Here is a 17,388-nt window from a genome sequence, read left to right on the forward strand (position 1 = left end):
TGCCAGCGAACGCTGGCCAAATTACCGGCACGAGTAAATACTCGCGCCAGCGACAGAAGAAGTCAAACAGTTTATGGATATTCAGGACGAAATACACGACCAACTTAGTCGCCGAACCTTTCTGGGGAAATCCAGTGCTGGTTTGGGAGCCATTGCGTTAGCTTCATTGCTCAATCCGACCCATCTATTCGGTGGAGCAAGCTCGCCCGGCGAAAACCCGGCGGTGGGTAAGCCGCACTTTCCCCCAAAAGTGAAGCGGGTTATCTACTTGTTTCAAAGTGGCGCCCCTTCTCAACTGGAGTTGTTCGACTATAAGCCAAAGCTCGAAACCATGTGGGGGCAGGATTTGCCGGCTTCTGTACGCAATGGTCAACGGCTGACGGGCATGAGTGCCGGGCAAAGCCGGTTTCCATTGGCGGCATCGAAGTACAAATTTGCCCAGTACGGACCCGGTCAAATGTGGCTCAGTGAGTTACTGCCCCACACCTCAAAGATTGCCGGGGATTTAACCTTTATCCGCTCGCTGCATACCGAAGCCATCAACCACGATCCGGCAGTAACGTTCTTCCAGACGGGTAGCCAACAAGCCGGGCGACCTAGTTTTGGCTCCTGGATTAGCTATGGTCTGGGTTCAGACAATCAGAATCTTCCATCCTTCGTGGTACTTCTGTCCAAAGGGCGCGATGGTGACCAGCCGCTATATGCCAAACTCTGGAGCAATGGCTTCCTGCCTTCCGTGCATCAGGGCGTGGTGTTCCGGTCGGGGCCGGACCCGGTATATTACCTCAATAACCCACCCGGTGTCGACAAAACCAGCCGTCGGCGGATGCTCGACTATTTGGGTAAACTGCACCAGGAGCAGTTTAAGCATGTGCTGGACCCGGAAATAAACAACCGGATGGCACAGTATGAAATGGCGTATCGGATGCAAACATCGGTTCCTGAAACGCTCGATATTTCGAAAGAGCCAAATTACATTTTCGATATGTACGGTCCAGACAGCCGCAAGCCCGGTACGTTTGCCGCCAACTGCCTGCTGGCCCGTAAACTGGTCGAGAAAGATGTTAAGTTTATCCAGTTGTACCATCAGGGATGGGATCAGCACGGTAACCTGCCCAACGATATTAAAACGCAGGCGAAAAGTGTTGACCAGCCCTCGGCTGCGCTGATCATGGACTTGAAGCAGCGTGGTTTACTGGATGATACACTTGTGATCTGGGGCGGTGAGTTTGGTCGTGGGGCGTACTCACAGGGAAAGCTCACCCGCGATAATTACGGTCGGGATCACCATCCCCGTGCGTTTTCGGTCTGGATGGCTGGCGCCGGAGTAAAGAAAGGTATGGTTTATGGCGAAACCGACGACTTTGGCTACAACGTTGTCAAAGACCCGGTTCATGTTCACGATTTCCAGGCGACGGTCCTGCATCTGCTCGGCATCGACCACGAGAAATTGACCTTCAAAAGCCAGGGGCGCCGATACCGGTTAACCGATGTACATGGGAAAGTGGTGAAGCCGCTGCTGGCGTAGTTTAGTGATAAGCTGTTTTTCAATACATAATACAGAATTGTTCGCGTCTTTTTAGCACCATAAAGTAAGGAGCTACGTCTTTTCGGCGTGGCTCTTTTACTTTTGCGCCATGCTACAGCAACTTGAAATATGGATTCGGGCTACCGTTCGGTGGTTTGGTTACATACCTAACCGGGATTTATCAGGGTGGGTTTTGCTCATTATGGCTGTTTTGGTTGGGCTGGCCATCGATTTTGTCGTGACGCAAATCGTCCGGTTCATCGTTCGACGCCGACCCTTTCAGACGCTGGGTTTTCTTAAGGCGCATGTACGGTGGGCGTTCTGGTCCTTTATGCCTTCGCTCTGTTTCCTGCTGGCAACCAACATCCAGTCCGCGCGATTTTTACGTCGGCATCCGGTTGCAGATAAAACGGCCGAAGTACTTTTCCTAATCACATCAACCTGGCTTGTAGTTCAATTGCTCAAAGTAGGCGAGTTGCTGCTTGTTCGGCAGTATGATACGGTGCAGGATGTAAATTTATCGCATCGGAAATTTGTCACTCAAGTGCGGTTTTTCCGGAGGATACTGGCTGCCGGGATTATTCTGGTGGGCGGGTCGCTGCTGCTGATTTCCTTTCAGGGAAGCCGGAAGGTAGGGTTGAGCGTGTTGACGTCGGCGGGCGTGGTATCAGTACTAATTGGTTTTGCGGCTCAAAAAACGCTGGCTAACCTGATGGCGGGTATTCAAATTGCTTTCAATCAGCAGATTCGGTTGGGGGATGCCGTGGTGGTGGAAAAAGAATGGGGCCGCGTTGAAGAGATCAACCTGACCAGCGTCATTGTTCGTATATGGGACCGTCGCCGGTTGATATTGCCCATTACGTATTTTGTCGAAACGCCCTTCGAAAACTGGACTCGTTCTGATGCCTCCATCATTGGCAGCATCTTTCTTTATTTGGATTACAAAGTGCCCATCGACAAACTCCGCGAAAAGGCCCGACAGGTTGCCGAGAATGATCCGCTTTGGACCGGAGAAAGTTTTGCCGTACAGGTAACCGATACACAACCCACCTGCATTGTTGTTCGTATTCTGGTCTCGGCTCCCGATTCGCCGTCGGCCTTCGATTTACGTTGCCACATGCGTGAACAACTCATCGCTTTTCTGCGTGACGAGTACCCCGAAAGTCTGCCGCAAACACGTCTGATGCTGGCCGAAGAGTTGAAACCAGCTTCAAAAGATGTATGATATAGGGTGTATGATGCATTGTTAGAGATACATCCTACACCCCATAGCATACATTACTTACTCTTCCCACCCAAACGACCGCTCGATGGCTTTCTGCCAGCCGCGCATGAGCTTTGTACGCTGGGCGTCGTCCATGTTGGGTTCATACGTTTTGGCAATGCCCCAGTTCTGGCGTAAGTCATCCAGATTCTGCCAGTAACCAACGGCCAGCCCGGCGGCATACGCGGCTCCGAGGGCTGTTGTTTCTGTCATGCGGGGACAGATAACAGGGCCATTTAATACATCGGACTGAAACTGCATCAATAGCGAGTTAACAACCATCCCGCCATCCACGCGCAGGGATTTGAGCGATACACCCGCATCCTGTTCCATCGCCCGTACCACATCGACGGTTTGGTAAGCCGTTGCTTCCAGAACCGCCCGCGCAATATGGCCTTTGTTAACAAAACGCGTTAGGCCGGCAATAACGCCCCGGGCGTCGGCTTTCCAGTGGGGGGCATAGAGTCCTGAAAAGGCCGGTACGAAATAAGCGCCCCCATTATCCTCAACAGTCCGGGCCAGTGTTTCGATATCTGTGCTTTTTTTAATTATCCCCAAATTATCGCGCAGCCACTGTACCAGCGCACCCGTAATCGCTACACTACCTTCGAGCGCGTAGTGAACCGGCTCATTCTGAAACTGGTAAGCTACGGTGGTCAGTAGCCCACAGGTCGATTTACGAAGCTCGGTGCCAGTATTCATGAGCAGGAAACAGCCAGTGCCATAGGTGTTTTTGGCCTGTCCTGGTTCGTAGCAGGTCTGACCAACGAGGGCGGCCTGCTGATCGCCGAGAATACCCGCTACCGGAACACCCGGTAACACCTCCGATGATACTGTTCCATACACTTCACTGCTGGGGCGTATTTGTGGCAGCATGATGCGGGGCACTGTAAAGTCACTTAGCAGACTATCATCCCAGTCGAGGGTGTGCAGATTCATGAGTTGCGTCCGGCTGGCGTTGGTCACGTCGGTGAGGTGCAAACCACCATTTGTGCCGCCCGTCAGGTTCCAAACCACAAACGTGTCCATGTTGCCGAAGACCGCGTCGCCCCGTTCGGCATCTTCCCGTAGCCCCGGCACATGATCCAGTAACCACTTTAGTTTCAGACCGCTAAAGTAAGTCGCCAGGGGCAGACCCGTTTTCTCCCGAAACCGATCCTGTCCGTGGCCATTAGCGGAGAACTCATTGACCAGATCGGCGGTACGCATGTCTTGCCACACAATGGCGTTGTAGTATGGTTTGCCCGTTCGGCGGTTCCAGACAACGGTGGTTTCGCGCTGGTTGGTAATGCCAACGGCCTTGATATCCTGAACAGAGAGTTTACCTTTAATACGAGCCAGGGCAATCACTTCGAGTGTGTTGCGCCAGATTTCTTCCGGGTCATGCTCTACCCAGCCCGGCTGCGGGTAAATCTGTTTGTGTTCTTTCTGAGCAACGGAAACGATCTTGCCCTGTCGGTCGAAGACAATACAACGGGTACTGGTGGTTCCCTGGTCAATGGCGGCTATGTAGGAGGGCATAGGGTTTTTAAAACGTAGTAAGAAATGAGTTTTGGTACAGTTCCTGATGGTAATTACAGTGTAAACCAGTGAATCAGTAACCCGCCAACAACAGCGCCTGCCAATGGCCCCACAATGGGTATCCAGGCGTAGCTCCAGTCGGATGAGCCTTTCGCAGGAATTGGCAGGAGTGCATGGGCAAGTCGTGGGCTGAAATCGCGGGCGGGGCTCATGGCGTAACCAGTGGTGCCGCCGAGGGAGAGGCCTATACTCCACACCAGGATACCTACCAGATAAGGTCCAACACCAATGGCCAACTCCCCCAAATGTTTGGACGAAATACCCGCCAGACCCAGAATAAGCACCAGGGTAGCCATAGCCTCGCTCAGAAAGTTAGCACCCGGTTTCCGAATGGCAGGACCCGTGGCGAAACAGGCTAATTTGGCATCATGGTCAGGGGTGGCGGCCCAATGGGGCAGGTAATGCAACCAGACCAAGGTTGCTCCCAAAAAGGCGCCGATCATCTGCGCCGTGATGTAAGGCACGATGTGGCTGAAGTCGCTGGTGGCAACGGCAAACGCAACGGTTACCGCTGGATTTAGGTGGGCATCGACGCTGCCGAAAGCTTTGGCAACAAAAACGCCCATCGTCACCGCAAAGGCCCAGCCTGCGGTAATGACAATCCAGCCCGATGCTTCACCTTTAGTTTGTTTCAAAACTACATTGGCTACAACGCCGTTGCCAAGAAGTATGAGAACCATTGTACCAATTAATTCACCAAGAAAGGGAGATGTTTGCATTTGTAGAAATTGGTGGCTAAGCGGGTAGTGGTAAGTAGCTATTGGCCATACCAGCTATTGTGCTCAAGGTTTAGGAATAGTTTGTGCGAATTAAGTCATATTTTTGGCCCTATTCCAAACCCTTAGAAAAATTCATCTCCTGCCCCGTGCATTACAACCGGATTCCCTTTATCAATCCATCTAGTCATCCTTATGAAAAGCATCTTATTTACTGAAACCGGAAAGCCAACGGAAATTCTTAAGCTTACTGACCTGGCCGTTCCTGAACCGGGGCCGAACGATGTGCTTATCAAGGTCATTGCTGCCCCGGTAAACCCGTCCGATATCATGTTCGTCCAGAATCTGTACGGAATTCGTCCGCAGTTACCTTCCGGGGCAGGTTTTGAAGGGGTAGGTATTGTCGAAGCCCTTGGAGAAGGCGTTCAGATGCGAACGGGTATGCGGGTAAGTTTTACCAGCGTGGGCACCTGGTCCGAGTATGCCGTTGCCCACCACCGAAGCCTAATTCCAGTACCCGATGCCATCTCAGACGAAGTGGCCGCTCAATTGTTTGTCAATCCGTTTACCGCCTATGCTATGGTTCAGGATGCCGGTGTGCCGGAGGGCGGCTGGCTGATGCTTACGGCGGCTGGGTCGGCCTTCGGTAAAATGGTGATTCAACTCTGTGCCATGCGGGGTATCAAAACCATTGGTACGGTTCGACGCGACGATATGAACGACGAACTGAAGGCACTCGGGCTGACCGAGGTGATCAATACCGAAACCGAAAACATGGCCGCTCGTGTGAAGCAGATTACCGATGGAACAGGCGTGGCCTGCGTGCTCGATGCCGTTGGGGGCCATATCGCCACCGAAGCGGTTAAGTGCCTTGCCAGAGGTGGCACCATGATTATTTACGGGTTGATGAGTTTACAGGACCCTAATCTGAATGCTGGTTTAATGATTTTTCGGGAGTTGACCGTTAAAGGATTTTGGCTTACGGATTGGATGCGTCGGGTAGATAGTCACACCCGGCAAGAAGTGGCACAAAATGTGATAAGCTTACTGGCATCCGGGAAAATTCAAATGCCTGTTGAAGCGTCTTATCCACTGGAGCAAATTGCCGAAGCCGTCGAACATGCCGACCGGCCGGGGCGCCGGGGGAAGATCCTGCTAAAGCCTTGACAGCCATACGCTATTTTGCTCGGTTGATGAAGGAAGCTGCCTGGCGACAGGTTGCTTTCGCTAATTTTCTGTATGTTTTCGGGAGGCTTCCTTATCTTTGACAACAATATATCGTTCAGTACGTTTGTTTCAATAACGACCGCAGGTTTACTCACATCCACTTACTCGACTCGTTCGTATGCTCTTGCTCCAGGTTCCGGCTGTTGATACCACGGCCGCATCACTGTCGGCCACAACGGCTGCTCAACCCCAAACACTGCAATTATTTGATCTGGTAGCCAAAGGCGGTTGGGTGATGATTCCCATCGCGTTTCTGCTGTTTTCGGCTCTGTATCTCATTTTCGAGCGGTATTTCGTGATCCGGTCTCAAAGTCGGTACGACGCTAACTTCATCGATAACATTCGGGATATGGTGGCGCAAGGAAATATCAAATCGGCCGAATCATTCGCTAAAAATCAGCGTACTGCCATGGGCCGGGTGTTCGAGAAAGCCATTGGCCGAATTGGCTCTCCAATCCGCGAAATTGAAGGAACTATCGAAACGGTTGGTCAGATCGAGCTATCACGGCTGGAACGAAATATGGGCTATCTCGGGATTATTGCCGGTATCGCCCCGATGCTGGGCTTCATCGGTACCATCTCCGGTATCATTCGTATTTTCTACGACATCTCGTTATCCGATAACATCAGCGTGGGTATCATCGCCGGTGGTCTGTACGAAAAAATGATTACCTCGGGCTCCGGTCTGATCGTGGGCGTTATTGCTTACACGGGCTATCACCTGCTCAACATGATGATCGAACGGTTTACCCTCGCACTGGAAGTAAACGCCTTCGAGTTCATTGAAGTCCTTCAAAAACCAACGACCGAAACGGCCCGGATGCGGTAGAGTAATGCCGACCGAGACGGTCGGGTTTTGCCCAGATAACGTCTATCACGGCCGACCGGGACGGTCGGTACTACATTATGAAACTCCGACGTAAAAGTAAATTTGCTGCCGAAGTTGCGACTTCATCCCTGAACGACATCATGTTTTTCCTGCTGTTGTTCTTTCTGATCATCTCAACGGTAGCGAATCCTAATGTCATCAAGCTGTTGTTGCCTAAAGCGGCCTCGACGCAGCAATTGAGCAAAAAACAGGTAACACTGTCGGTTGATGCCGACAAGAAATACTACATCGATAAGAAGCCGGTCGATCCGGCCAATCTGGAAAATGAACTGAAGCAAATTATGGCCGGTATTGCCGAGCCAACCGTTGTGGTTCGTTTTGATAAGACCTTAACCGTTCAGGATTTGGTCGATGTACTGCAAACCGGGGCCAAGCTAAATATCAAAATGGTGATGGCCACCTCCAAATAAACCAAGCCTTTTGTATAATACAGACCGTCCCGGTCAGGTGTGTAAAGTTCAACCTTACGCACCCGGCCGGGACGGTCTGTATTGTATAAAAAAGTACGGTTAAACTATTTTATAATTCTTGTACTCGCCAATACGCCAGCCGGTCAATCGTTCTACCCAGGCCAGAACTTTAACCCTTGTGGAATAATTCTGCTGCCGGGTATCAAAGTCAAACTGGATATTATCCCGTTTAATACGCGCCTGCATCACAGCCGGATGCGTCCCTTCAAACAAGGCCAGCGAATCAATGTGCCGGGCAAACTGGAAGTTTTCTGCTTCTTTTTGGGGAATGTTCATTTGCTCGTCGGAATGCCAGAAGCGGTAAAAATAATTGTACTTCTTCTTTATCTTTTCCAGCGATTTTACCCAGCCGTAATGGTAAATGTAGGCATCAATAAGCTTGACTTTCAGCTTTTTATTATCACTTCGGCGAAACCCTTGTGCATCCCGATAGGCGTACACCTGATTGAACGGGCGAACAATCCGTATTTCGCGACGGTACCATCTTCTTGAATCCCCATAATAGTTGTAGGAACCATAGAAGTGGACGTATTTAAACAAAAGTCCTTCTACTTTGCTGTCGGTCAGGTACGTTTCCATCGCCTGTTTTACAACCGGAATGTACTGTTCGTGCATCACTTCGTCGCCCTGGATGTAAAAGGCCCAGTCGACGTCGGGCGAGATGGCCGCCAGCGCTTTGTCGGTTTCCTGAGCCAGTACTTTTCCGCCTTCCCGTAAACTATCATCCCAAACCGTTTCAATAATTCTGATTTTATCGGAAGGGATATTTCGGATCAACGCCAGGGTATCATCCTCCGAATTACCAACGGCCACCACGAATTCGTCGCAAAGCGGTAGAATGGAGGTGATGGCTTCAACGATTGGGTAATCATAGTGAATGGCATTTCTAATGAAGGTGAATCCTGCTACTTTCATGATGGTATAGGTCGGCGGAATCGTCGATTTAGCGGTCAAAATTAGGTAATAACCGTAGTTTTCGCGTTGGGTCAAATCAAATTAGTGAATACGGCGGTTTATAGGACAAACATAACCTGCCATGATAGCCGACTATACCGAAGCCCCTGTATGCCATATTGATGACCTGGCCGATGGCGATCTGAAAGAAGTGCGTGTGGGTGATACCGACGTGCTACTGGCCCGCGCCGATGGACAGTTCTATGCCCTTCACCCGAAATGTTCCCATTATCAGGGCCCCTTAGCGAAGGGATTGCTGAACGGACATCGGCTGGTTTGTCCGTGGCACAACGCCTGCTTCGACATCAGGGATGGCCATCGGCTCGAAGCACCGGCGCTGAATGGGTTGCCCACGCACGAGGTACGCATTGAAGGGGATCAGGTGTTTGTCCGACTAACCACAGACAAAGAGAGTCTGGAAAACCCAATGACCACTCCAGATACCGCCAATCCCGAAACCTATGTAATTGTGGGCAGTGGCGGAGCGGGTGCGTTTGCCGCCGAGGGCCTGCGCGAAGGGGGATTCAGTGGTAAAATCGTTATGCTGACTGCCAGTGGAGAACCACCGTATGACCGGCCAAACTGCTCAAAGGATTATTTACAGGGCGAAGCACCCGACGAATGGATGGCACTCCGCCCGGAGGAATTTTACCAAAGTTATGGTATTGAGGTTCGGACAAATCAATCAGTAACAGGACTCAACCCGCAAACGAAACAAATCGAACTCGCATCCGGCGAAACAGTTGTCTATAACAAGGCGCTTTTGTGTTCGGGTGGGAAACCCAATAAATTACCAGCTGTCGATACTGCCCTCAAGGGTGTATATACGCTGCGGAGCCTACATGATAGCCAGACTCTGCGCGACCTGGGAAAACAAGGGAAGCGGGTCGTTATTGTGGGTAGTTCGTTCATTGGCCTGGAAGGTGCCATGAGCTTACACAAGCTTGGTAGCGAAGTGGATGTTGTTGGTCCGGAAACGACCCCTTTTGAGAAAATTTTGGGTGCCCGAATTGGCCGGGTCATTCAGGGGTGGCATGAGGCAGCGGGCATTCGGTTTCATCTGGGTCGTAGATTGGACCATCTGGAAGGGGAGGCCACCGTTAGTGCAGTGGTTCTCGACAATGGCGAGCGCCTTCCCGCCGATTTTGTACTGATCGGAGCGGGCGTCAAACCCCAAACGGACTTTATAAAAGACATTGCCACCGAGAAAGATGGAGGAGTGCGGACCGATGAGTATCTGAAAATAACGGACGGCTTATATGCTGCGGGGGACATTGTCCATTACCCGACGACGGACGGAACACAGCGCATTGAACACTGGAAAGTGGCCGGTCAGCAGGGACACGTGGCCGGGTTGAATATGGCGGGGAAAGAAACCCCCTATGAGATGGTCCCCTTCTTCTGGACGAACCAGCAGGGGAAACGGATCAATTATGTTGGGCACACCACACAGGTTGACGATATACTATATGACGGAAACCCCGAAACCGACGAATCGTTTCTGGCTTTCTACGTTCAAGACCAGCAGATTAAAGCCGTAGCCGGTCTCAAACGCGATCAGGACATTATTGCTATCCGGGAGTTGATGCAGGCAGGCAGAATGCCATCGGTAGAAGCTGTCCGGAACGGAGTAAAGTGGGTTGACGAGCTTAAAAAAGCCTGATTCCACTGAAACCTGTTTACCTTTGTTATCGAACCGCACGAAATTTCGGTTTGATTATGACGCATCAACTTGTACTCAGAAAGCCACTCGCTTTTTTCGACCTCGAAACGACGGGCATCAACATTGCCAAAGACCGGATCATTGACATCTGCATCATCAAGGCGTTGCCGGGAGGTGAGGTGATCACTAAAAACCAGCGTGTTCATCCGGGGATGCCCATTCCGCTGGAGTCAAGCCTGATTCACGGAATTTATGACGACGATGTTCAGGATGCTCCTCCATTCAAGACCGTTGCCCGAACGCTGGCTCAGTTTCTGGATGGGTGCGATCTGGCAGGTTTCAACTGTAACCGATTCGATGTACCGCTGCTGGTTGAAGAGTTTTTACGGGCCAACGTAGACTTCGACATGAAGAACCGTCGGATGGTCGATGCCCAGCGGATTTTTCACCTTATGGAGCCGCGGAATCTGTCGGCTGCTTATAGATTTTACTGCAACAAGGAGCTGATTGGTGCGCATGGTGCCGAGGCCGATACCATTGCTACCCTCGAGGTGCTGGATGCGCAGGTACAGCGGTACATGGGTATGGTGGCAAAATCGGACAGCGGAGCCGATGTGGTATTCGAAAATGATATCGATATGCTTCATAGCCTCACCGCTAATAAAAACATCGACCTGGCCGGTCGCATGGTGCTTAATGAAAAGGGCGAGGAAGTATTTAATTTCGGAAAACACAAAGGTGCGCCCATACTGGAGGTATTGAAGAAAGAGCCTTCTTTCTACGACTGGATACTCAAAGGCGATTTTCCGCTCGATACAAAACGCCGGTTGACGGAAATCCGCCTTCGCATGTTCAGTAACGGAAAATAATGGGTCCGGCGATTTAATAGACGGGATTTAGGTATTTGTAAGTACCCTTAATCCCGTCTGAAAGCGCTGTTTATATCCTTTATGTTTAACGTATTCTCGTCAGGAACGTAAAACACCGTTACCGCAATTCCGAATAATCTTTACCTTTGCGGAACTTTGTATTAACCGGCAAGCCATGCAACCCACGCAGGACGTCCTCATTCCGGAAGTCATTCAGCAAATACCGCTCACGTACTACCTGATTCTCAGTACCTCACTGTTCGTCATCGGCATCATTGGTGTACTGACCCGGCGAAACGCTATCATCATCTTCATGTCCATCGAGCTCATGCTCAATGCGGTCAATTTGTTATTAATCGCATTTTCATCGTATCGTTCTGATTCGGCTGGACAGGTATTCGTCTTTTTCATTATGGCTGTTGCCGCTGCCGAAGTATCGGTTGGGCTGGCTATTATTGTCATGATCTACCGCAATACCCGCTCCATCGACGTAGGATTGCTCAATAAACTGAAATGGTAATATTTAGTCAGTAGGTCAGTCAGTTAGTTGGTAGCTGATGCATTATATAGATACGCACTGGATCGCTGGTGCAGTCGGCTACTCACCAACTTGTTGACTTACTAACTTACAGACTAAAAAAATGAAAATAGAATTACTCTGTGCGTTAATTCCGCTCTTCCCGCTTATTGGCTTTTTGATCAATGGCCTGGGCTTTCGTCGGGTGCCAAAAGGTTTAGCCGGGGCCATATCAACTGTTGCCGTTCTGGCATCTTTCCTGACTTCCGCCTATTTATTCGGGGCATTTCTGGGAAACGCCAATCTGTCCGCTAATGCTGGCCCGCAGATCGCTACCCTTTTTGACTGGATCAGCGTAGGCGATTTACACATCAACTTCTCGTTCCAGATCGATCAGCTATCGTTGCTGATGTTGCTGGTGGTAACGGGTGTTGGTTCACTAATTCACCTGTATAGCATTGGCTACATGAGCCACGATGATGGGTTTGGTAAGTTCATGGCTTTCCTGAACCTCTTCATTTTCTTTATGTTGCTGCTGGTGATGGGATCAAACTACGTCATTATGTTCATTGGCTGGGAAGGTGTGGGACTTTGCTCTTACCTGCTGATCGGCTTCTGGAACAAAAACATCAGTTACAATAATGCCGCCCGAAAAGCCTTCGTTATGAACCGAATTGGCGATTTGGGTTTTTTATTGGGCATATTCATGCTCATCAATACGTTCGGCACGGTTGAATACGTCGATATTTTTAAGCAGGCAACCAGTCTGGCGGTTGGCGACAAAACGATTCTGGCCATTACGCTGCTCCTGTTTGTAGGTGCCATGGGTAAATCGGCGCAGGTGCCGCTCTATACCTGGCTGCCCGATGCGATGGCTGGTCCAACGCCCGTGTCAGCCCTGATTCACGCAGCAACCATGGTAACGGCCGGCATCTATATGGTTGTCCGTTCGAACGTATTATATACACTGTCTCCGCTGACGCTCGAAATCATTGGTGGTATTGCCATCGTTACCGCGCTGCTGGCTGCTTCAATCGGCCTGCTGCAAAATGATATTAAGAAAGTACTGGCTTACTCGACTGTTTCGCAGCTGGGCTATATGTTCCTGGGTTTGAGCGCCACGGCTTATACCGCGGGCATGTTCCACGTTATTACCCACGCCTTCTTCAAAGCGTTGTTGTTCCTCGGAGCCGGTAGCGTCATTCACGCCATGTCCGACGAGCAGGACATTCGTAAAATGGGTGGTTTGCGCAAAGCCCTGCCCGTTACCTTTATTACGTTCCTGATTGGTACTATTGCCATTTCGGGTCTTCCTCCTTTTGCCGGTTTCTTCTCGAAAGATGAGATCCTGGCGCATGTATTCGAACATAACAAATTGCTGTGGGGACTGGGTGTTCTGGGTTCCGGCCTGACCTCTTTCTATATGTTCCGGTTATTGTTCCTGACTTTCTTCGGCGAGTTCCGCGGAACGGAAGAGCAGCGGCACCACCTGCACGAGTCGCCAGCTACCATGACGGCACCGTTGGTCGTGCTGGCGATTCTCTCCATTATTGGTGGTGGCCTGAACTTACCCGGTGGCGGCTGGCTAAGCGGCTTCATGGCCCCTATTTTCGAAGGCTCGAAGCAGGTAAGCCCCGAAGCATTCGCTGAATCGACCATCGAACACAGCACCGAGTACATACTCATGGCCGTTTCGGCCGGGGTGGCTTTGCTGGCGCTCATTATTGCCTATGTCATGTACATCAGCCGTCAGGCCGTACCGGCACCCGAATCGGCGGAGCGGTCGTTGCCTGAACAGGTTATCTATAATAAGTACTACGTTGATGAGCTGTACGAAACCATTATTGTCCGGCCAATTCGCGGGCTTGGCGATACCTTCTATAGCTTCGGCGAAGGGCTCGTCGATGGCATTGTCAACGGCGTGGCCTGGATTGTTCAGAAAATTTCGGCCCAATTACGATTACTGCAAAGCGGTTCCATCGGCTTTTACGTGCTGGCCATGGTCGTGAGTATAGTCGTCATTTTTGCCCTTCGGTTCTTTATTCGCTTATAATGCAGATCGTTGGCGTACTTAACGTCATTCGTCCATCGTATATCGTAAATCGATTATATGCTTACTTTATTCCTGATTCTTTTCCCGGCCGTAGCTGCTAGCCTGATTTTCTTTTTTGGGGGCGAACGAGCGAAGCAGGCCGCTTTACTGGCTGCACTGGTCGAATTCGCCTGCGCTGGTTATGCGTTTTTTAGCTTTACGCCCGATGCCAGCTCGCAGTTTGCCTTCGACTATCCGTGGATCGGCTCGCTGGGTATCCGGTTGAGCGCTGGAATCGACGGTATCAGCGTGTTGCTGGTTTTACTGACGGGATTGCTGGTTCCGTTCATTGTTCTGTCGACCTTCGATCGGACGTATAAACAACCCGCTACCTTTTATGCGCTGATGCTGTTTATGCAGGCTGCGCTGATGGGTGTGTTCACGGCCCGCGATGGATTCCTGTTTTACCTCTTCTTTGAGGCAGCCCTGATTCCGATTTACTTCCTGGCAGCTATGTGGGGAGGAGATAACCGGATTCCGGTTACGTTCAAATTCTTCGTATACACCATTTTCGGCAGCTTGTTCATGCTGATCGCGCTGGTGTATCTCTATTACCAGACGCCCCCAACGGCGGCAGCCGCCCACTCGTCAGCAATTGCTGATTTTTACAAGCTCAACCTGACTCCCCAAGCCGAAAACTGGCTTTTCTGGGCGTTCTTCATTGCCTTCGCCATTAAAATGCCGGTGTTTCCATTTCACACCTGGCAACCCGACACTTACGTCGAATCGCCGACACCGGCTACCATGCTGCTGGCTGGGATTATGCTGAAAATGGGCGTATACGGTTTGATCCGATTCATTCTGCCCATCGTTCCGCTGGGAGTGGAGACCTGGGGTAAAACGGCCATTATTCTATCCGTTATCGGTATTGTTTACGGCGCGATCATTGCTATTCGGCAGCGCGACATGAAGCGTCTGATCGCTTATTCTTCATTTTCACACGTTGGACTGATGGCGGCCGGAGTTTTCTCGCAAACCGAAACCGGTATGCAGGGGGCGCTTATTCAAATGCTGGCCCACGGTATTAATGTAGTAGGTATGTTTTTCGTTGCCGATGTTATATTCTCCCGCACCAGCACGCGTCAACTCGATCAGTTGGGCGGCATCACCCAGTCGACGCCTAAGCTCACGGTCTATTTCATGATTATGCTGCTGGGAAGCGTTGCTCTGCCACTCACCAACGGGTTTGTGGGCGAGTTTCTGCTACTGCATGGTGTTTATACCTTTAACCACTATCTGGGCCTGGCGGCTGGCTTCACCATTATTTTCGGCGCTGTTTATATGCTGCGGATGTTCAAGAAAAGTATGTTTGGCCCCACTACATCCCGTACCGAATCCTTTACCGATCTGACCACCTCCGAGAGCTGGGTATTTATTCCGCTGGTCGTGATGGTCTTCTGGATTGGTGTTTACCCGCATACATTCCTCAAAGTAACCGAACCCGCCGTGGCAAACCTGATGAAGTACATCGGTACAACGGCTGTGTCAATGAAATAAAAAAGTCTACGGTGCCTGGTTCCGGTCGTTTCAATGACCGACTATGAACCATAAATCGTAACTCATAAACCGTAAAATTTATGCTTCCCATCGTTCTATTATCGGTTTTTGGCATAGCGCTGTTGTTTCTTGGCTTTATGAAGTCGAAGGCGATTTTGCTGCCTGCAACCTTGTTCTTTCTGCTGGTCACCCTGGCAGTTAATTTCCTCGACTGGAACACAACCTACCTGTATTTCAACGACATGCTCCGGGTTAATAACCTGGCTATGGTCTTTATTGCCATTGTATTAGGCTCTGCCTTCCTGGTTGTGGCCTTGTTGGGTAGTTTTATCGAAAACGATGAAGCACAGCCCGCCGAGTACTACGGCATCATTTTGTTCTCGCTGGTTGGGGCCGTAATGATGATTGCTTTCGAGAATCTGATTATGCTGTTCGTTGGTGTTGAAATTCTGTCTGTAGCTATGTATGTACTGACCGGTAGCGACAAACGGAACTTACGTTCGAATGAAGCGGCTCTGAAGTACTTCCTGATGGGGGCCTTTACTACGGGAATTATGCTGTTTGGCATGGCGCTCCTCTACGGTGCTACCGGCTCGTTCACTCTGGCGGGTATTGGCGGCTACGCGGCTAACCAGCAGGGACTTTCGTTATTGCTTTACGTTGGACTGCTGCTACTGCTCATCGGCTTACTGTTTAAAGTGTCTGCCGCGCCTTTCCATTTCTGGACGCCCGATGTGTATGATGGTGCCCCTACGATTTTCACGGCCTTTATGTCTACCGTAGTGAAAACGGCTGGCTTTGCTGCATTATTCCGGTTGCTGTCGGTTTCGTTTGGTGGCGTATACAATTTCTGGTGGACAATTTTGGCCATTATTACCGCCGTTACCCTCATTATTGGCAATCTGACCGCCGTTTATCAGAATAGCTTTAAGCGTATGATGGCTTACTCCAGCATATCACATGCCGGATATCTGTTGATCGGTCTGGCTGCACTTGGCGCACAAACGAAGCAGGCTATCGTTTTCTATTCACTGGCTTATTCCGTAGCTACGATCTCGGCGTTTGGCGTGTTGCTGCTGGTGGCTCAACAAAAGAGTACACAAACGATCTCGAAAGAAGGTGTCTCGACCGAGAGTTTCGATACGTTCAATGGTCTGGCTCGTCAGAATCCTCTACTAGGTTTCGCCATGACGGTTTCTATGCTGTCGCTGGCTGGCATCCCGCTGACAGCTGGATTCTGGGGTAAGTTTTACATGTTCTCGACGGCCGTTGAGCGGGGCCAAATCTGGTTGCTCGTCGTTGCTGTACTGATGTCGGCAGTTGGTATTTACTACTACTTCCGGGTCATTATTGCCATGTATTTCCGCGACGGTGCAACTGAACCTATTCGGGTAGCACCTTTCTACAAATACGTATTGGTAGCGGCCACTATCCTGACATTGGGACTGGGCGTTGCTCCCGGTTTGTTACAGGGACTATTCTGATAAATGATTGTACAGGCCATATCCTAACTTTACATACAGGTTGGCTATCGAGTTTGTAATTTTAGAGTAGTAACCCAAATTTGTAACAAGATAAACCGATTACTTTTGTCAAGTAAAGTAGCCCGCGAGAGCCGTATCAATCCGCTGAAAGCGCCAAAAAACAAGATGTTCCTCTCGTTTTTTTTGACGGCTGTGTTTGGTGCATCTGTCAATTTTTTCAGCCAGATCTTATACCGCAAGTCGTTCGACTACTCAGCCAGTGTATTTCTTGGTTACTTGACCGCTACAATTGTGAGTTTTGTGCCGACCAAAATTTTTGCCTTCTCGGCTAAGCAGACGGGAAATACAGGTCGGGAACTGATAAAATTTGGGATCATCGCTCTGGTTGCCTGGGTTGTTCAGGTAGGTATGTCCGTAGCTACTCTGGAATGGATTGCCAATCCACTCTTTCCGAACATAAGTACATTTTGGCGGGAAAAAGGGTCTCACGTTGTTGGAATGGGATTCAGCTTTCTAGCGAATTACTTTGGACACAAATTGCTTACATTCCGAAGCACCGGAATGTATAATAGAATACTATCTCGCTCGTCTAAGTAGTAAAAAAAAGGTCTTTCAATAGGAAGTCTTATCTTCTATA

The 17,388-nt window shown here is 50.3% G+C and carries 15 protein-coding genes; 12 read left to right on the forward strand and 3 right to left on the reverse strand.

The window, feature by feature from the left end:
• The first annotated feature begins 73 nt into the window (after positions 1-73).
• Together ACYVJM_RS16205 and ACYVJM_RS16210 are read left to right on the forward strand one after the other, a co-directional pair.
• On the forward strand, positions 74-1,528 hold the full coding sequence (locus ACYVJM_RS16205) for a DUF1501 domain-containing protein (protein ID WP_461149277.1): 1,455 nt from the start codon (positions 74-76) through the stop codon (positions 1,526-1,528).
• A gap of 109 nt (positions 1,529-1,637) precedes the next feature.
• Positions 1,638-2,753, forward strand: a complete 1,116-nt coding sequence (locus ACYVJM_RS16210) for a mechanosensitive ion channel family protein (RefSeq protein WP_461149278.1) — start codon at positions 1,638-1,640, stop codon at positions 2,751-2,753.
• Between the two features lie 57 nt (positions 2,754-2,810).
• Here the strand turns inward: ACYVJM_RS16210 and glpK are convergent, their stop codons facing one another.
• Positions 2,811-4,313, reverse strand: a complete 1,503-nt coding sequence (gene glpK / locus ACYVJM_RS16215) for a glycerol kinase GlpK (protein ID WP_461149279.1) — start codon at positions 4,311-4,313, stop codon at positions 2,811-2,813.
• Positions 4,314-4,366: 53 nt separating this feature from the next.
• On the reverse strand, positions 4,367-5,092 hold the full coding sequence (locus ACYVJM_RS16220; RefSeq protein WP_461149280.1) for an MIP/aquaporin family protein: 726 nt from the start codon (positions 5,090-5,092) through the stop codon (positions 4,367-4,369).
• Positions 5,093-5,284: 192 nt separating this feature from the next.
• Between ACYVJM_RS16220 and ACYVJM_RS16225 the strand changes: the two genes are divergently transcribed.
• The 3 genes from ACYVJM_RS16225 (at position 5,285) to ACYVJM_RS16235 (ending at position 7,615) form a co-directional block, all read left to right on the forward strand.
• Complete coding sequence (locus ACYVJM_RS16225) at positions 5,285-6,256, forward strand: zinc-dependent alcohol dehydrogenase family protein (RefSeq protein WP_461149281.1); 972 nt, start codon at positions 5,285-5,287, stop codon at positions 6,254-6,256.
• Between the two features lie 178 nt (positions 6,257-6,434).
• The gene (locus ACYVJM_RS16230; RefSeq protein WP_461149282.1) at positions 6,435-7,145 is read left to right on the forward strand and encodes a MotA/TolQ/ExbB proton channel family protein; all 711 of its coding nucleotides are present in this window, start codon (positions 6,435-6,437) and stop codon (positions 7,143-7,145) included.
• A 77-nt stretch (positions 7,146-7,222) separates the two neighbouring features.
• The gene (locus tag ACYVJM_RS16235) at positions 7,223-7,615 is read left to right on the forward strand and encodes an ExbD/TolR family protein (protein ID WP_012930391.1); all 393 of its coding nucleotides are present in this window, start codon (positions 7,223-7,225) and stop codon (positions 7,613-7,615) included.
• 99 nt (positions 7,616-7,714) lie between these two features.
• On the opposite strand, the gene ACYVJM_RS16240 is transcribed toward ACYVJM_RS16235, so the two are convergent.
• Complete coding sequence (locus tag ACYVJM_RS16240; RefSeq protein WP_461149583.1) at positions 7,715-8,590, reverse strand: glycosyltransferase family protein; 876 nt, start codon at positions 8,588-8,590, stop codon at positions 7,715-7,717.
• 121 nt (positions 8,591-8,711) lie between these two features.
• On the opposite strand from ACYVJM_RS16240, the gene ACYVJM_RS16245 reads away from it, so the two are divergent.
• From ACYVJM_RS16245 to ACYVJM_RS16275, 7 genes are all read left to right on the forward strand, one after another.
• Positions 8,712-10,292 carry an FAD-dependent oxidoreductase gene (locus ACYVJM_RS16245; protein WP_461149283.1) on the forward strand — a complete coding sequence of 527 codons (1,581 nt, stop codon included), beginning with the start codon at positions 8,712-8,714 and terminating at the stop codon, positions 10,290-10,292.
• A 56-nt stretch (positions 10,293-10,348) separates the two neighbouring features.
• Positions 10,349-11,161: an exonuclease domain-containing protein gene (locus tag ACYVJM_RS16250; protein ID WP_461149284.1), complete on the forward strand. Its 813-nt coding sequence runs from the start codon at positions 10,349-10,351 to the stop codon at positions 11,159-11,161.
• 175 nt (positions 11,162-11,336) lie between these two features.
• Positions 11,337-11,681, forward strand: a complete 345-nt coding sequence (nuoK, locus tag ACYVJM_RS16255; protein ID WP_012930395.1) for an NADH-quinone oxidoreductase subunit NuoK — start codon at positions 11,337-11,339, stop codon at positions 11,679-11,681.
• 121 nt (positions 11,682-11,802) lie between these two features.
• A complete protein-coding gene (gene nuoL / locus ACYVJM_RS16260; protein ID WP_461149285.1) occupies positions 11,803-13,731 on the forward strand; it encodes an NADH-quinone oxidoreductase subunit L in 1,929 nt (642 codons plus the stop codon).
• Positions 13,732-13,788: 57 nt separating this feature from the next.
• On the forward strand, positions 13,789-15,267 hold the full coding sequence (locus tag ACYVJM_RS16265) for a complex I subunit 4 family protein (RefSeq protein WP_461149286.1): 1,479 nt from the start codon (positions 13,789-13,791) through the stop codon (positions 15,265-15,267).
• An 80-nt stretch (positions 15,268-15,347) separates the two neighbouring features.
• A complete protein-coding gene (locus tag ACYVJM_RS16270; protein WP_461149287.1) occupies positions 15,348-16,751 on the forward strand; it encodes an NADH-quinone oxidoreductase subunit N in 1,404 nt (467 codons plus the stop codon).
• A 165-nt stretch (positions 16,752-16,916) separates the two neighbouring features.
• A complete protein-coding gene (locus ACYVJM_RS16275) occupies positions 16,917-17,348 on the forward strand; it encodes a GtrA family protein (protein ID WP_461149584.1) in 432 nt (143 codons plus the stop codon).
• Positions 17,349-17,388 lie beyond the last annotated feature (40 nt).

It is taken from the genome of Spirosoma pulveris (genome assembly GCF_054781875.1).

Coding starts and splice junctions, on each gene's coding strand:
- ACYVJM_RS16205 (WP_461149277.1), top strand. CDS start 74: ATGGATATTCAGGACGAAATACACGACCAACTTAGTCGCCGAACCTTT.
- ACYVJM_RS16210 (WP_461149278.1), top strand. CDS start 1,638: ATGCTACAGCAACTTGAAATATGGATTCGGGCTACCGTTCGGTGGTTT.
- glpK (WP_461149279.1), bottom strand. CDS start 4,313: ATGCCCTCCTACATAGCCGCCATTGACCAGGGAACCACCAGTACCCGT.
- ACYVJM_RS16220 (WP_461149280.1), bottom strand. CDS start 5,092: ATGCAAACATCTCCCTTTCTTGGTGAATTAATTGGTACAATGGTTCTC.
- ACYVJM_RS16225 (WP_461149281.1), top strand. CDS start 5,285: ATGAAAAGCATCTTATTTACTGAAACCGGAAAGCCAACGGAAATTCTT.
- ACYVJM_RS16230 (WP_461149282.1), top strand. CDS start 6,435: ATGCTCTTGCTCCAGGTTCCGGCTGTTGATACCACGGCCGCATCACTG.
- ACYVJM_RS16235 (WP_012930391.1), top strand. CDS start 7,223: ATGAAACTCCGACGTAAAAGTAAATTTGCTGCCGAAGTTGCGACTTCA.
- ACYVJM_RS16240 (WP_461149583.1), bottom strand. CDS start 8,590: ATGAAAGTAGCAGGATTCACCTTCATTAGAAATGCCATTCACTATGAT.
- ACYVJM_RS16245 (WP_461149283.1), top strand. CDS start 8,712: ATGATAGCCGACTATACCGAAGCCCCTGTATGCCATATTGATGACCTG.
- ACYVJM_RS16250 (WP_461149284.1), top strand. CDS start 10,349: ATGACGCATCAACTTGTACTCAGAAAGCCACTCGCTTTTTTCGACCTC.
- nuoK (WP_012930395.1), top strand. CDS start 11,337: ATGCAACCCACGCAGGACGTCCTCATTCCGGAAGTCATTCAGCAAATA.
- nuoL (WP_461149285.1), top strand. CDS start 11,803: ATGAAAATAGAATTACTCTGTGCGTTAATTCCGCTCTTCCCGCTTATT.
- ACYVJM_RS16265 (WP_461149286.1), top strand. CDS start 13,789: ATGCTTACTTTATTCCTGATTCTTTTCCCGGCCGTAGCTGCTAGCCTG.
- ACYVJM_RS16270 (WP_461149287.1), top strand. CDS start 15,348: ATGCTTCCCATCGTTCTATTATCGGTTTTTGGCATAGCGCTGTTGTTT.
- ACYVJM_RS16275 (WP_461149584.1), top strand. CDS start 16,917: ATGTTCCTCTCGTTTTTTTTGACGGCTGTGTTTGGTGCATCTGTCAAT.